Below are 15116 nucleotides of genomic sequence, written 5' to 3'. Positions count from 1 at the left end.
ACCCGATCACCAGCCTTCCCGTGTCGATCTGCCTCGAAACACATCTCGAGGTGGGCACCGCATCATTGACGTCGTCGTGGATCAATACGCACCGTCACCACGCACGACCGCCTTCAGGGTCTTGGCGATGATCAGCATGTCGCCGACCATCGACCAGTTCTCGACGTAGGACAGGTCGAGACGCACCGAGTCCTCCCACGAGAGGTCCGAGCGCCCACTGACCTGCCACAGGCCGGTGACACCCGGCCGCACCAGGAGCCGGCGGTGCACCTCGTTCTCGTACGACTCGACCTCGACACGCAGCGGAGGTCTCGGTCCCACCACACTCATTTCTCTTCGCAGCACGTTGATGAACTGTGGCAATTCGTCGATGCTGAACTTGCGCATGACGCGGCCCACACGGGTGACACGCGGGTCGTCTCGCAGTTTGAACAGCACGCCGGCGCCCTCGTTGGGGCCGCTCAAGGTGACACGGTGCCGGTCTGCCTCGTCCACCATCGACCGAAACTTCAGCATCGGGAACGGTGTGCCGTCCAATCCCATTCGCTCGGACTTGTAGAACACGGGACCCCGGCTCGTCAGCTTGACGGCGGCGGCCGCGAACAGCATGAGGGGACTGACCAGTACGAGCGCGACGATCGCAAAGATCAGATCGAACGACGTCTTCCCGAATCGCTTGGCGCCGTGATAGCGCGGCTTCTCCACGTGGATCAGGGGCAGCCCCGCGACTGGCCGCATCTCGAGGCGTGGCCCGGAAACATCCATCATTCCGGGAGCAACCACCATGTCGACGTTCAACTGCTCGAGATCCCACACCATTTCGCGAAGCCCGTGATGGCCGAGGTGCTCGGTCGCCGTGACCGCGACGGTATCGGCTCCGGATCGCTCGATCGCGTCGACGACGTCGTGTTCGTCGCCGAGAATGGGTATCCGCCGTCCGTCCACGGTGATCGTGTCCTCGGTCGCCCGATGGTGCGCCGGGATGCAGACCCCGACCACGTTGTATCCGTCCGCTGTGCCACGGTCGAACGTCCGAGCGAGGTTGCGCACGGAGTGTTCGGCTCCGACGACGAGGACGGACGTCTGGCACAGACCGCGGGCACGCTTGCGGGCGAGGACGCGGCGCCACATCCACCGGGTCAGCAGGAGACCGAGCAGGCCCGTGGGGAATGCGATCGCCAGGTACAAGCGTGCCAATTCCACGTGCAGAAGGAGTGCCGCGATCGCGATGAGCCCGAACAGTCGTAGCGTCGCGGTGGCGATGCGCCGATACTCCTCCGGGCCGCTCCCAACCACTCGTGGGGATCGCACGTGGAAGACGGCGAGAATGCCGAGCCACGAGGTCACGAGGGCGACGGAGATCAGCCCGTAGCTCACATTGCTCAGCGTGCGCGAATCGACGAGGGTCCCGTAGCCGCCGAAGCGCACCCATTGGGCCAGAGCGACCGCTGCCACGACGACGAGCGTGTCGGTGAGGAGGATTCGCCTCAGGTACACGGCGAGCCAGTGTCGCCGTGCGACACCGCGCTGCGCAGGTACTGCCGCAACGCCGTGTACAACCGACGCTCGCTCCACAGTCGAGTTGAACGTCGCCATGCATCCCCTCCACTGTCGAACCGATCGCCGGCAGAGTGATGGTCGAGTCGGCCGTATCGCGACAGCGGATTTCAGGACGTACAACAGTGCCGCCGTCACCCATGGCGCAACGCCTTGCGTGCCGTGCGGCCTTTACACGAAGGCGACTACTGTCCTACGAGTAACGATCCAAACTGCCCCGAGCACCGCCATGTGGCTGGACGACATCGAACATTCACAACGAGTGTCGAACCTAGCAGCGCAATTCGGTTCTGTCGCATCTTCACAGCCGGCATCAGACCGTGCGGTCTGCAATAAACCCTCACTGAGCAGCGGTTATCTACTCGCATAATTGGTTTGGACACAGGCTATTTCGACAAACTGACCACAAGTGCTGAGGCGGAACGATTTTCGACCGATCGAGTCTGCGCCGGGACTCCTGGACGCAGCCGTGGTGCGGACAAAGGCCCTCAATGCGTACTCGAAGTCGGCTGCCTTCAGACATATTCGATCGCGCCGCCGCGAATGGGTGCAACATTCCGAGCCGGTGACGTATTCAAGTGAAAGTTCCGAGGATTAGGCGCCGTTATCGAGCCACCGGCGTCCGTGCGATCCGCGACCGCACGCGGGCGGTGACCTGCCAGATCCGGGTGGTGTCGAGGACGCTGATGCACGGCACTCCGAGTGCGCGGGCGCGCTGGACGGTATCCGATTCCTTCGCGGAGCAGCGTCCGTCCAGGATGTCCTCGGTGACGATGACGCAGAGCACGTCCCCCTCGAATTCACGGATCGGTTCCAGGCCGTGGAGTGCCACCCATTGCCGGACCATCGCCCACTGCGACACGTCGTTGTAGCGGGTGGGATTACCGACGAACAACACGCGACGAGACCGACGGGCTCGGGCGACCTCGATGCTGGAGATGGGTGACATGACGAAGATTCCTGTCCACGTGAACGGCTGATCCCGGTACGAGACAACTCTCCCGCGCCCAGCCGTTGACGTCTGTCCTCCGATCGTGTCGCGCATCGGATGAATCCCGATTCCCCCGATCGGAGGACACCCCCGCAGGTGAGTGGGAAAGTGTGCTCGGACGCGCAGCCGCACTCACGTGGGAGGTTCGATGATCACGGTTCTGTGCTGTCGCGGCATCGGTGAGGATCTCGACGTCAACATGCTCACCAACACCACACAACTCCTGGATCCCGCACGGTTCGTCGTCAAGCAGGTCCCGTGGGAAGCAAGTTACGGACCGGTGCCCGATCCGGGTGGATCAGCGTTCGACAAGGCGCTGTCCGAAGGACGGACACTGCTGTTGCAGATGATCGCCGACGACCCGAATCCCGTTGTTCTGCTCGGCTACTCGGGAGGCGCTGCGCTCGCCGGCAACGTGGCGGCCGAGGTGGGACGGGGGCAGCACCCCACCCTGGACGTGCGCGGGGTCGGACTGATCGCCGATCCGCTGCGGCCTGCATCTCCGGACCTGCCGGGCTGGGGCATTGCGGGTCAACGCCCGATCACGGGGATGCCCGTGTGGCAGATCGCCGACCCGCTGGACGCCATCTGCTGCTGTCCGGGCAACTCGCCGCTGCGGACGTTCGCGGACCAGTCGGCGGCCTTCTCACTCGCCGACCCAGCGGCATGGGTGGCGGACCTCCTCGATCGGCTCCGCACCAGAAGGTGGCAGGCGGTGATCCTGAACTGGTGGCGCCCCTGGACGGTGTGGCAGCAGTACTCCGAGGCCATCGACGACGTGAACGGTTACCTGTTCCGGGGCGACCACACCAGTTACTGGGTGCGCATCGCCCCGGGCACCGACCGCACCTACTGCGAGCTGCTCGCCGATCGCGTCAGCGGCATTTCGGACTGATCCCCCGCTCGACGCCCGCCAGTCATCACACTCCCCTCCGTCGTTCTCGGATCGGCAGTTGATCGATGAGGTCCGCGGCATGAACGGCACCGTCATGGGCGCGGATCCGCGCTCCCAGAATTGCCGCGGTCACCCTGTGCGGTCCGGCTACGAGCATCTCGCCGACCGCCGACCGGATGCGCTCGGGCGCGGCCGTCTTGCGAAGGCACCGGGCGACGCCGCGCTGCTCCAGACTGCGGCCGATCATCTTCTGATCGAGCGCCGGGTGAATCGGCATTATGACCAGGGGCAGGTCGTGCGCAAGGGCGCGCATAGTGGTGTCGTGACCGCCGTGCCCGATCACGAGCGTGGCGGTCGGCAGGATCTTGTCGTGTGGAACGTAGCCGTGCACTTCGGTGTTCGGGCCCGCCGTGAAGGTCGCCGGGTCGACGGACGGTCCGGTAGTGACAACGGTATGAGCGGACAGTCCGGCGACAGCCTCGAGGATGTTCTGCAGGGCCCGGTGTTGCCCGCCGAAGTTGAGGCTGCTGAGGCTGACCAGGATCAGCGGATCGCGTTCGGACACGGGTGTCAACGTGGACGGCATCGGATGTCGCACCACCCCGGTGTAGTGGACGGAGGCGGGCAGGTTTCGGCTGGAGGCCGGATCGAGGTCCTTCTCGGTCGTCACCAGCGCCAGGTCCGACGACATCCACAGCCTCAGTGGCCGCTGACCTTTCAGACGGGCCATCACGGGCGTCGTACCACGTGTCACGCCTCGATACATGAACTCGTAGTAGGTGTGCACCAGCGTCACACGCGTCAGGTGCGCGTCGTCGGCGGCCTGCAGGGCTCCATACAGAAAGCAATCGATCACCACCACGTCGGTCGGCTCGCGCGCGACGGTGTCGAGCAGATCGATTCCGGGCCCGGCGTCGGTGAAGACAGCAAGCGATTGGTACACGCCGGCGATACCGGGATGTCTGGTGGTCGACTGCCAGGATCGTGCGTGGGTGTAGGGCGTGAACGGGAAACCGTGACTTTCGATCCGCCGGCGTTGCTGGGCGTGTCCGAGAAATCGGACCTGGTGACCGCGGTTGCGTGCCTCCGTCGCGATACCGAGAGCGGGTGGCACGTTGCCGCCGCCGTCCCAGGTCACGAACAGGATGCGTGCCATGCGGTGCCTCCAGGGGGCTCGGGGTCGGGCCTGATGGGTGCGCTCGGCCGACAGAGTGTGCGGGGAATCGTCACCTGCGGCTCAGCCCTCCGCGGCCTTACGCGCTGCCCTCTTGGCCCACGCGTTGCGCACCAGCGACAGCGGGGTCGGCGGAACCCAGCCCAGCTGGACCGCCTGACCGAGGTCGTCCCGGGTTGCCCAATGCTCGACGACGCGGCCGTCTTCGACGCGCAACCAGTGCGACTGCGTGACCGCGAGCACTCGCCCCGTCGGCGCGAACACCTGGTCGATCGATCCGCGCTCGTCGTAGACGACGAAGGGGCCGGTGTGCCTGCCCTTCATGGTCGTGTAGACGACGGCAAGGTCACCCTCGACCACGACGTCCTCGATGTCGAACCGCAGCTCGGAGAAGGCGGAGCGTAGCCATACGGCGGTGGCGTAGAACGCGTCGGCTCCGCGTCCTCGCGTCCGCGGGGGTTCGGTCGCACTCTCCCGGTTGAATGCGTCCGGATGGACGACGGCGTCGAAATCTGCGCGGCTTCCGTTCGCCATGAGCTCGATCGACCGAACAGCGAGGGACTTCACGTGGTCCGACGGGACCGGTTCCTCCACGTTCACGGTGCACTCCGCAACAGTCGGTTGGAACTCTCAGTATTCGACCGTTGTCGCCTCGAAGTCAACGACCACGTGCCGGTCGATCGGGTGCGGGATTTGCGCGCGCCTCAGCAAATCCGCGGTCGACGGCGGTACCGTCGGGGAGGTGATGGGACTGCCTGATGCGATCTCGGCCTGCTTGTTCGATCTCGACGGTGTGCTCACGGCAACGGCGGTACTGCACCGGAAGGCGTGGAAACGCACATTCGACGAGTTCCTGAAGCACCGGGAGGGCGCGAACTTCCACCCGTTCACCGATCAGGACTACTACGACTACGTCGACGGACGCCCCCGCGCCGACGGGGTCCGGACCTTCCTCACCTCCCGCAGCATCACGTTGCCGGAGGGGTCGCCGGACGACCCGCCCGGCGCCGAGACCGTGAACGGCGTCGGGAACAGCAAGAACCGGCTGCTGCTGAAGGTCATCGACGAGGAGGGTCCCACCCCCTACCCCGGTTCGGTCCGCTACATCAGCGCGGCCTACGACGCCGGCCTGAAGATCGCTGTGGTCACCTCCTCCGCGAACGGGAAGGCCGTACTCGACGCCGCCGACCTCAGCCGCTACGTCCACGTCCGCATCGACGGAGTGGTAATCCGGGAACAGGGTCTCCGCGGAAAACCGGCACCGGATTCCTATCTCGCGGCCGCCCGCGCACTCAACGTGCACCCCGACCAGGCCGCCGTGTTCGAGGACGCCCTGTCCGGGGTGGAATCGGGGCGCGCAGGCGAATTCGGATACGTCGTCGGGGTGAACCGGGGCGATCAGGCCGACGCGCTTCGTCAGCACGGCGCCGACGTGGTGGTGAACGACCTGGCCGAACTCCTCGAGAGGTGAGCATGGACGACAAGGGCTACGAGATCTCGCCGTGGCAGCTCAAATGGCGCGGACTGGATCTGGAGGCACTGCACGCCACCGAATCCACCTTCGCACTGTCCAACGGGCACATCGGGATTCGTGGCACGTTCGAGGAGGGTGAACCGCGCGGTCTGCCCGGCACCTACCTCAACGGGTTCTACGAGCAACGCCCCCTGCCGTATGCCGAGGCCGGCTACGGCTACCCCGAGGACGGGCAGACCGTCGTCAACGTGACCGACGGCAGCATCATCCGCCTGCTCGTGGAAGACGAGCCGATGGACATGCGGTACGGCAGCGCACCGGCGCACGAGCGAGTCCTCGACTTCCGCTCGGGGACGCTGCGCCGCACGACCGAATGGACGTCGCCGACCGGACGCCGGGTCCGTATCCATTCGGAACGGCTCGTCTCCTTCACCTCGCGCGCGGTCGCCGCCATCCACTACGAGGTCGAGCCACTCGACGGCGACATCGAACTCGTCCTGCAGTCGGATCTGCTCGCCAACGAACAGATCCCGGCCCGCACGGACGACCCGAGAGTGGCGGCCGCCCTGGACCGTCCGCTGGTGCCCGATTTCGCCGCCGCCCACGACTTCCGCGCGGTACTCGCCCACCACACGAGAGCCTCGGGACTGCGGATGGCCGCGGGTATGGACCACGAGGTCGACTACCCCGCCAACGGGCGGTGCAGCATCGAGACGGAGGAGGATCTGGCCCGCCTCACCGTGGCGGTCGACGTTCCGCAAGGTGAACGCCTGAAGGTGACGAAGTACCTGGCCTACGGGTGGTCGGCGCAACGATCGACTCCGGCCCTGCGCGGCCAGGTGGAGGGGGCGCTCGCCGGAGCGCTCGAAACCGGCTGGGAAACCCTGCTGAAACGGCAGCGCGAGTACCTCGACGTTTTCTGGGCGACGGCGGACGTCGAGATCGACGGCGACGCAGAACTTCAGCAGGCGGTGCGGTTCGCGCTGTTCCACGTGCTGCAGGCGGGTGCTCGCGGTGAGACACGCGCGATCCCGGCGAAAGGCCTGACCGGGCCCGGCTACGACGGGCACGCGTTCTGGGACACCGAGACGTTCGTGCTCCCCCTGCTCACATACACGGTTCCGGACTCGGCACGCGACGCACTGCGCTGGCGGCATTCCACACTTGACAAGGCGAAGAACCGCGCGGTGCAGCTGGGGCAGGCCGGCGCCGTGTTCCCGTGGCGCTCGATCAACGGCGAAGAATGCTCCGGCTATTGGCCCGCGGGAACCGCGGCCTTCCATGTGGGAGCCGACGTCGCCGCCGCCACGTCCCGGTACCTGGCCGCCACCGGGGACGAGGATTTCGAAGCCGAATGCGGCGTCGAACTGCTCGTGGAGACCGCCCGGCTGTGGACTTCTCTCGGCCATCACGATGCGCAGGGCGAGTTCCGAATCGACGGCGTCACCGGACCGGACGAGTACACGGCCGTTGCCGACAACAACGTGTTCACCAATCTCATGGCGCAGAAGAATCTGCACGACGCCGCGGTCGCGTGCGAGAAACGTCCCGGGCTGGCGCGCGAACTCGGCGTCGACGACGAAGAAGCGGCACTGTGGCGCGATGCCGCCGAGCACATGCGCATACCGTTCGACGACGCACTCGGCGTGCACCAGCAATCCGACGCCTTCACGCACCACGACGAGTGGGACTTCGAAGGCACACCGCCCGAGCACTATCCGCTGCTGCTCCATTACCCGTACTTCGACCTCTACCGCAAGCAGGTGGTGAAGCAGGCCGACCTGGTGCTGGCAATGTATCTGCGGGGTGATGCCTTCACCGACGAACAGAAGATCGCCAATTTCGCCTACTACGAGGCCCTTACCGTTCGGGACTCGTCCCTGTCGGCGTGCGTGCAGTCCGTGATGGCCGCCGAGGTCGGTCAACTCCAACTCGCCTACGACTACCTCGCCGAGGCCGCTCTGACCGACCTCCACGACCTCCACTCCAACGTGGAGAACGGTTTGCACATCGCATCACTCGCCGGGACGTGGATGGCGTGTGTGGCAGGATTCGGCGGCATGCGCGACCACGACGGCGACATCTCCTTCGCACCGCGGATACCACCACAGCTGGTCAACCTGTCCTTCCGGATGACGGTGCGGGGCAGCCAGATCCACGTGGACATCCGCGCCAGAACCGCAACCTACCGCCTGCTGTCCGGCGAACCGGTCGAGCTCGCTCATCACGGAAACCGGTTCACTCTCGACACCTTCCCGGTGACACGACCGATCCCGGATCCGCCGAACACCACCCCCGTACGGCAACCGTACGGGCGGGCACCCGTCCGTCGGGGCTGATATCTGACCATAGGAGGGGAACTGGTCTGCGCGTCGGCAGCCTTGGGATCGTACCGACGCGCCACTCTCCCATGCTGCGGGGCCGAAGCGGCCCTCGGACGAGACGAGTGGAGTCTCGGTTCAATTTTGTGCACTGGAACGCGTTGAACCGGGTGAGCGACCCCTCCGGCAGGGTCCCGAAAAACCCGCAAACCCGTCCACGTCCACCTCCGCGCCGCACCACGGGTGACGGACGAGTCGGTGGCCAGTTGATCCGTGAGTCTTTCGGCGCAAACCCGGTCCTTCAGGTCCGGGATAGCCGATCTGGATTTGTCGGACCGTGGGGCTAGTGTCTTCGGTCATGGCGGGGAGGGCGGTGAAGCGGGCGTTCAAGTACCGTTTCTATCCGACTGCGGTGCAGGCGGAACAGCTTGCTCGGACGTTCGGGTGCACCCGGTATGTCTACAACCGGGCGTTGGCCGAGCGGTCCCGGGCGTGGTCGCAGGAGCAGCGGCGGGTGACCTATGCGGATACCTCGAAGATGCTCACCGGATGGAAGCGGGATGCTGAGACGGAGTGGTTGGCGGAGCCGTCGAAGGGGCCGTTGCAGGAGTCGCTGCGGCAGTTGCAGGGTGCGTTCGAGAGGTTCTGGCGCGGGCAAGCCCGCTACCCGCAATTCAAGAAGAAGGGGCAGTCGAAGGATTCGGCGACCTACTTCGCGAACTGCTTCACCTACCGTAGCGGGCAGGTCCGGTTGGCCAAGCAGTCCGAACCCCTGGATATTCGGTGGTCGAGGCCGCTACCGGACGGGGCTGTGCCGTCGCAGGTGACGGTCTCGCGCAATGCTCGCGGTCAGTACCACATTTCGATCCTCGTCGAGGACACCATTCCCGAACTCGAGTCGACCGATCGGGTGGTCGGGCTCGACGCCGGGATCACCAGCCTGTACACGCTCTCGACGGGGGAGAAGATCACCAACCCGCGTCATGAGCGCACGGATCGTGAGCGGCTGGCGAAGGCGCAACGGGTGCTCGCCAAGAGGCGGAAGGGGTCGCGTAACCGGGCCAAGGCCCGACTGAAGGTCGCGAAGATCTATGGTCGGATTGCCGATCGGCGGCGCGATTATCTGCACACACTCTCCACTCGACTGGTGCGCGAAAATCAAGTGATCGCCATCGAGGATCTGAGCGTGCGGAACATGGTCAAGAATCGGTCGTTGTCTCGGGCGATCTCGGATGCGAGTTGGTCCGAGTTCCGAACTATGCTCGAGTACAAGGCCGACTGGTACGGGCGCCGGGTGGTGGCGATCGACTGGTTCTATCCGTCGTCGAAGACCTGCTCGGCGTGCGGGGAGGTCGCGTCGACGATGCCACTGAACGTGCGGGAGTGGACGTGCCGATGCGGCGCCGTCCACGACCGGGATGTGAACGCGGCGAAGAACATTTTGGCCGTCGGACTGACGGTGACAGCCTGCGGAGACGGTGTGAGACCACCTCGCACATGACGTGTGGGGAGGCGACTGTCGGTGAAACAGGAACCTCGGGACGCGAGTCCCGAGGGGAATCTCGGTCGTTCACGGCCGAGAGGACGTCAAAGGCGTTCAGCCCGGCGGGGGGCCACCACGGCCGGCCGTCGAGGGTCAGCCCGGACGCGGACGCCTGCACCCGCGGCACCGGCGGCGGCGCCTGCGCCGGTTCGGCCGTTCCGCACCCGGCCAGCCCGAACAGCGCGGCCACAAGCAGCAGCGCCGTCGTGCGACGTCCCGTCATGCGTGTCAGGGTGCCAGGTTCTCGTCTCCGCGGCACACCGAATCCCCCGTGTGCGAGAGTGGTCGGGTTCCGAATCCGGCGCGGGAAGGACACGTGCGATGAGCCCTGTGGTGACGATCGACGAGTTGGCGGTGCTGGTGCGCAGCGACGCTCCCCCGGTCCTGCTGGACGTGCGGTGGGCCCTCGGCGACACCGAGGGCAGGCAGCACTATCTCGACGCGCACATTCCCGGGGCCGTGTTCGTCGACCTCGACACCGAACTCGCCGCACTGGGACGCCCGGAACTCGGCAGGCATCCGCTACCGGCGGTGACGGACCTCCAGGACGCCGCGCGCCGGTGGGGTGTCCGGGCGGACAGCACGGTCGTGGTCTACGACGCGACGGGGAACCTCGCCGCCGCGCGGGCATGGTGGCTGCTGCGCTGGGCGGGCGTCGCCGACGTGAGCATGCTCGACGGCGGCCTCGGCGCGTGGACGTCGGCGGGCCGGCCCGTCCGATCCGGCGACGAACAGGCGCGAGTCCCCGGCGACGTCGTGCTCACCGCGGGCCACCTGGCGACGCTGACCGCGGACGAGGCGGCCGAATTCGCCGCCCGCGGTCACCTTCTCGATGCCCGCGCCGCCGAGCGGTATTCGGGAGCGACCGAACCCGTCGACCCCCGCGCCGGGCACATTCCCGGTGCCCACAGCGCCCCGACGTCCGAGAACCTCGGACCCGACGGCCGGTTCGCGCCCGCCGAGGCGCTGCGCGCACGGTTCGCCGCGGTGGGTGCCGAGCCCGGACGTCCGGTCGGCGTCTACTGCGGATCGGGTGTGACGGCGGCCCATCAGGTCGCGGCCCTCGCGCTCGCGGGCATCGACGCCGCCCTGTACCCGGGGTCCTGGTCGCAGTGGTCGTCCGATCCCGGACGTCCGGTCGCCACCGGCCCCGACCCGCGGTAGCGGCGGATCACCCCGCCCGGCCCGCCGCCTCCACGTCGTGCGCCGGGTAGGCGTGGATGAGGGCGGTGCTCAGCTTCGGCACCGCGTGGGTCAGCGTGTGTTCCGCGGTGTGCGCGACGCGGTGTGCGTCGCTGAGGCTGGTCGAGGGGTCGACGTCGAGTTCGGCGTCCGCGTGCAGGCGGTGCCCGATCCAGCGCATCTTCACGCTCCGCACCCCGACCACTCCCGGTTCGGCGGCGAGGGCCTGTTCGGCGGCGTCGACGAGTCCGGGGTCGACGCCGTCCATCAGCCGCCGGAACACGTCGCGGGCGGCGGTCCGCAGCACCAGCAGGATCGCGGCCGTGATCACCAGACCCACCACGGGATCGGCGAGGGGAATACCGGCCGCGACACCACCGGCGCCCAATACCACGGCGAGAGAGGTGAATCCGTCGGTGCGCGCGTGCAGTCCGTCGGCCATGAGGGCCGCGGAGCCGATCCGGCGGCCGATCCGGATGCGGTACAGCGCCACCCACTCGTTGCCGGCGAAACCGATGATTCCCGCGACCGCCACCCACCCGAGATGCTGGATGGGCACGGGATCGAGCAGGCGCCGGGTGGCCTCCACGCCCGCGACGACCGCGGACAACGCGATCATCACCACGACGAACAACCCGGCGAGGTCTTCGGCCCGGCCGTAGCCGTACGTGAACCGCCGCGTGGCGGCCCGCCGTCCGAGGGCGAACGCGATCCACAGCGGGACCGCCGTCAGCGCATCCGAGAAGTTGTGGACCGTGTCGGCGGCGAGCGCGACCGAACCGGACAGCACCACCACGACCACCTGGGCCAGGGCGGTGACACCCAGCACCACCAGGCTGATCTTCACCGCCCGGATGCCGATCTCGCTGGCCTCGAGCGCGTCGTCGACGCTGTCCGCGGAGTCGTGGCTGTGCGGGGCGAAGATCTCGCGGATCGCCCCGCGGACGCCGCCCGAATGCCCGTGCCCGTGTCCGTGGCTGTGGCCGTGACCGTGGCCGTGGCCGTGGCCGTTCACGAGGCACCTTCCTCTGCCGCCAGATCCGTACCCTCGTGGAGAACCTGCAGGTCCCCCGACGCGCGATGGTGCCCGGGGATGCCGGGGCCTGCGTGCTCGGCGTTGAACACGGCGTCGGTCACCAGCTGCTGCACGTGCTCGTTGGCGACGCTGTAGTAGATGGACGTGCCCTCCCGCCGCGTGTGCACGAGGCGGGCCATCCGGAGCTTCGCGAGGTGCTGCGAGACGGACGGCGCCGGCTTCCCGACCCGTTCGGCCAGCTCGTTCACCGACAGTTCGCCGCCCACCAGCTGCCACAGCACCTGTACCCGGGTGGAATCGGCCAGCATGCGGAAGACCTCGACCACCAGCCCTACCTGGTCTTCGTCGAGCCTGCGCCGGCAAATGCGCTTATCTGCATTCATACGCAGATAATAAGTCACTTCGCCTTGTGATGCACCAGACACCGAAATGGCTTACTTGCTTGCACTAACGATGTATATAGTTGCTTGCATCAAGTAAGTCGTCCTTCAGGGGTTGCCATGTCCATCACGTCAGTGCCTTCCGTATCTCTGGGCACCACCGAAGCGCTCATCGACGAGGTCTTCCTCTTCGGCCGAGTGCTTCGCGACGCCCTGATGTCCGAAGCCGACGGCCACATTCCACGCGCGCTGACGGGGGTCCTTCTCGTCCTCGCGGCCCGGGGGGAATGCCGGCAGAACGAATTGGCCACCGAGTTGTGCGTCGGCCAGTCGTCACTCAGTCGCCAGATCACCGATCTGGTGGAGTTCGGCTACGTCAGCCGCCACCCGGACCCCGCCGACGGACGCGCATTCCGAATACGCGTCTCGGAGGAGGGAATGGCGTACGTCAAGCACGTGAGAACCCGACGTGCCGCACGAATGCAGAAGTTGCTGACGGGGTGGAACGAGACCGAGGCAGCAACTGCCCTCGACTCCATCCGGCACCTGAAGGAAACACTCGTCGATCCAGAACACCGAATCGTCACGAGTTCGAACCCGATTGGAACACAAAGCGTATGACCGAAACACAGACTCGGCCGCCGGTTGAAGAAACGACGGCCATGACGCACCGCCAAATCCTCGAAGCCCTCACGGGTCTGCTCGCAGCGCTGTTCACCGCCCTGCTGAGCAGCACGATCGTCGCCACCGCACTCCCGACGATCATCGGCGACCTGAAGGGCACCCAGACCGCGTACGCCTGGGTGATCACCAGTGCACTGCTCGCCAATGCCGCCTCGACCCCCATCTGGGGCAAGCTCGCCGACCTGTTCAACAAGAAGGTCCTGGTCCAGAGCGCGATCGTCATCTTCGTCATCGGTTCGGTGATCGCAGGATTCGCGCACAACGTGCCGATCCTGCTGACCGCGCGTGTCATCCAGGGCATCGGCATGGGTGGCCTGACGGCGCTCGTCGTCGCCATCATCGGCACCATCGTCTCGCCCCGGGAACGCGGCCGTTACTCCGGCTACATGGGCGCCGTCATGGCCGTGTCGATGTCGGGCGGCCCGATCCTCGGCGGTGTCATCGTCGACAGCCCCCTCGGCTGGCGCTGGTGCTTCTTCGTGTGCGTCCCGCTCGCCGTCATCGCACTGTTCCTGCTGCAGCGCACACTGCACCTCGCGACCGAGAAGAAGGACGACGTCTCCATCGACTGGCTCGGCGCCCTCCTGCTGACCGCCGGTGTGTCGATCCTGCTGATCTGGGTCTCGTTCGCCGGCAAGGCGGGCTACTACGAGTGGTTCTCCCGTGAGACCGCCCTGTACGTCGGATCCGGTGTGCTCCTGCTGGCCGCGACGATCCTCGTCGAGGCCAGGGCCAAGTCGCCGATCATCCCGCTCAAGATCGTCACGGAGAAGACCACCGGACTCGCGATCATCGCGTCCGTCGCCGTCGGTGTCGGAATGTTCGGCTCCACCACGTTCCTCGGCCAGTACTTCCAGACCTCGCGTGGCTACACCCCCACCATGGCCGGAGTGCTCACCATCCCGATGGTCGCCGGCATGCTCCTCGGCACGGTCGGATCCGGACAGCTCATCACCCGCTTCGGCAAGTGGAAGCCGTTCGTCGTCGGCGGCGCCGTCCTCATGATCATCGGCTTCGGACTGCTCGGCACCATCGATCACGAAACCAACCTGACCCTCGTCGGCACGTACATCGCGATCGTCGGTCTCGGCATGGGCATGCTGATGCAGAACCTGGTCCTCGCGGTGCAGAACACCGTCAGCGTCCAGAACATCGGTGCGGCGTCCAGCTCGGTCGCCTTCTTCCGGACCTTCGGTGGCGCGATCGGCGTCTCGGTTCTCGGTTCGGTGCTGGCCACCCGCGTCGCCGACCTGTCGGCCGAGGGTTTCGCAAAACTCCGCATCCCGACCGGATCGAGCAGCGGCGGCGGAAGCCTGGACCTGACGTCCATGCCCGCCCCCGTCCGGGAAGTCATCCGCGCCGCATACGGTGACGCCACCGGGCGGATCTTCCTGATCGCCGCCGTCGTCGCCGTCGTCACCCTGATCGCCGTCATCCTGATCCCCAACCGCCCGCTGCGTCGCACCATCGACCTGTCGAGCGAGCAGGAGCCCGTCCAGGAACCCGAGTACGCCCCCGTCCCGGAGTACGCACTCGAATCCGACACGGCGCCGATCCAGTCGTCCGACGTCCGCGGCGGCAGGCACGAGGCTCCCGCCGATCAGCATCAGCCCTTCGCCGGGCTGAGCGCCGACGCCCGGGACCGTCTCCTGTCCATGCTCCTGCCCCAGCCGGAGCGGACGCTGGAAGCGATCGACGAAGCGGAGAAGATCCGCGACGAGGTCAACCGGCTGCGTAACGATCTCAATGCCAAGCTCGTCGAATTCGACGAGGTCTGGGATCGCCTGCGCGAGCTGGGACTGAGTGAAGAGCAAGTGGCCGGCGTCCTCGGTGGCGGCCACGTGACGGACACCGGCAACGGTGCCCTCATCCGCTGAAT

At 66.7% G+C, this 15116-nt stretch carries 13 protein-coding genes; 7 read left to right on the top strand and 6 right to left on the bottom strand.

The genetic code is table 11. The annotated features are described in order from the left end of the window. Positions 1–81: 81 nt before the first annotated feature. Both P3H15_RS27970 and P3H15_RS27965 read right to left on the bottom strand, forming a co-directional pair. Complete coding sequence (locus P3H15_RS27970; RefSeq protein ID WP_276140212.1) at positions 82–1596, bottom strand: sugar transferase; 1515 nt, start codon at positions 1594–1596, stop codon at positions 82–84. 565 nt (positions 1597–2161) lie between these two features. Further along, positions 2162–2506 (bottom strand): hypothetical protein, encoded by a 345-nt coding sequence (locus tag P3H15_RS27965; protein ID WP_276140211.1) that lies wholly within the window; start codon positions 2504–2506, stop codon positions 2162–2164. A 190-nt stretch (positions 2507–2696) separates the two neighbouring features. Between P3H15_RS27965 and P3H15_RS27960 the strand changes: the two genes are divergently transcribed. Beyond that, positions 2697–3443 carry an alpha/beta fold hydrolase gene (locus tag P3H15_RS27960; RefSeq protein ID WP_276140210.1) on the top strand — a complete coding sequence of 249 codons (747 nt, stop codon included), beginning with the start codon at positions 2697–2699 and terminating at the stop codon, positions 3441–3443. Positions 3444–3468: 25 nt separating this feature from the next. Here the strand turns inward: P3H15_RS27960 and P3H15_RS27955 are convergent, their stop codons facing one another. Beyond that, the gene (locus P3H15_RS27955; protein ID WP_276140209.1) at positions 3469–4599 is read right to left on the bottom strand and encodes a glycosyltransferase; all 1131 of its coding nucleotides are present in this window, start codon (positions 4597–4599) and stop codon (positions 3469–3471) included. 81 nt (positions 4600–4680) lie between these two features. Continuing rightward, the gene (locus P3H15_RS27950) at positions 4681–5217 is read right to left on the bottom strand and encodes an ester cyclase (protein WP_276140208.1); all 537 of its coding nucleotides are present in this window, start codon (positions 5215–5217) and stop codon (positions 4681–4683) included. 145 nt (positions 5218–5362) lie between these two features. Between P3H15_RS27950 and P3H15_RS27945 the strand changes: the two genes are divergently transcribed. The 4 genes from P3H15_RS27945 to P3H15_RS27930 all read left to right on the top strand — a co-directional run bounded on the left by P3H15_RS27945 (position 5363) and on the right by P3H15_RS27930 (position 11119). Then, positions 5363–6088 carry an HAD family phosphatase gene (locus tag P3H15_RS27945; RefSeq protein WP_276140230.1) on the top strand — a complete coding sequence of 242 codons (726 nt, stop codon included), beginning with the start codon at positions 5363–5365 and terminating at the stop codon, positions 6086–6088. Between the two features lie 2 nt (positions 6089–6090). Further along, entirely contained in the window at positions 6091–8430 is a 2340-nt protein-coding gene (locus tag P3H15_RS27940) for a glycoside hydrolase family 65 protein (protein WP_276140229.1), read from the top strand. Positions 8431–8770: 340 nt separating this feature from the next. Continuing rightward, positions 8771–9913, top strand: a complete 1143-nt coding sequence (locus P3H15_RS27935; protein WP_276140207.1) for an RNA-guided endonuclease TnpB family protein — start codon at positions 8771–8773, stop codon at positions 9911–9913. A 372-nt stretch (positions 9914–10285) separates the two neighbouring features. After that, positions 10286–11119 carry a sulfurtransferase gene (locus tag P3H15_RS27930; protein ID WP_276140228.1) on the top strand — a complete coding sequence of 278 codons (834 nt, stop codon included), beginning with the start codon at positions 10286–10288 and terminating at the stop codon, positions 11117–11119. A gap of 7 nt (positions 11120–11126) precedes the next feature. Here P3H15_RS27930 and P3H15_RS27925 read toward each other — a convergent pair whose 3' ends face one another. Next, complete coding sequence (locus tag P3H15_RS27925) at positions 11127–12152, bottom strand: cation diffusion facilitator family transporter (RefSeq protein ID WP_276140206.1); 1026 nt, start codon at positions 12150–12152, stop codon at positions 11127–11129. After that, on the bottom strand, positions 12149–12556 hold the full coding sequence (locus tag P3H15_RS27920; RefSeq protein WP_276140205.1) for a metalloregulator ArsR/SmtB family transcription factor: 408 nt from the start codon (positions 12554–12556) through the stop codon (positions 12149–12151). The genes P3H15_RS27925 and P3H15_RS27920 overlap by 4 nt, the downstream gene beginning before the upstream one ends. A gap of 117 nt (positions 12557–12673) precedes the next feature. Here P3H15_RS27920 and P3H15_RS27915 point away from each other — a divergent pair, with 117 nt between their 5' ends. Then, positions 12674–13174: a MarR family winged helix-turn-helix transcriptional regulator gene (locus P3H15_RS27915; protein WP_276140204.1), complete on the top strand. Its 501-nt coding sequence runs from the start codon at positions 12674–12676 to the stop codon at positions 13172–13174. Then, on the top strand, positions 13171–15114 hold the full coding sequence (locus P3H15_RS27910; protein WP_276140203.1) for an MDR family MFS transporter: 1944 nt from the start codon (positions 13171–13173) through the stop codon (positions 15112–15114). Before P3H15_RS27915 ends, P3H15_RS27910 begins: the two co-directional genes overlap by 4 nt. The last annotated feature ends 2 nt before the right edge of the window (positions 15115–15116 follow it).

The organism is Rhodococcus sp. T2V (assembly GCF_029269925.1).
In the GTDB taxonomy this organism is placed as follows: Bacteria; Actinomycetota; Actinomycetes; order Mycobacteriales; family Mycobacteriaceae; genus Rhodococcus_F; species Rhodococcus_F koreensis.
Note: the sequence above shows the minus strand (reverse complement) of the source record. Positions and strands in the feature narration are given on the sequence as shown.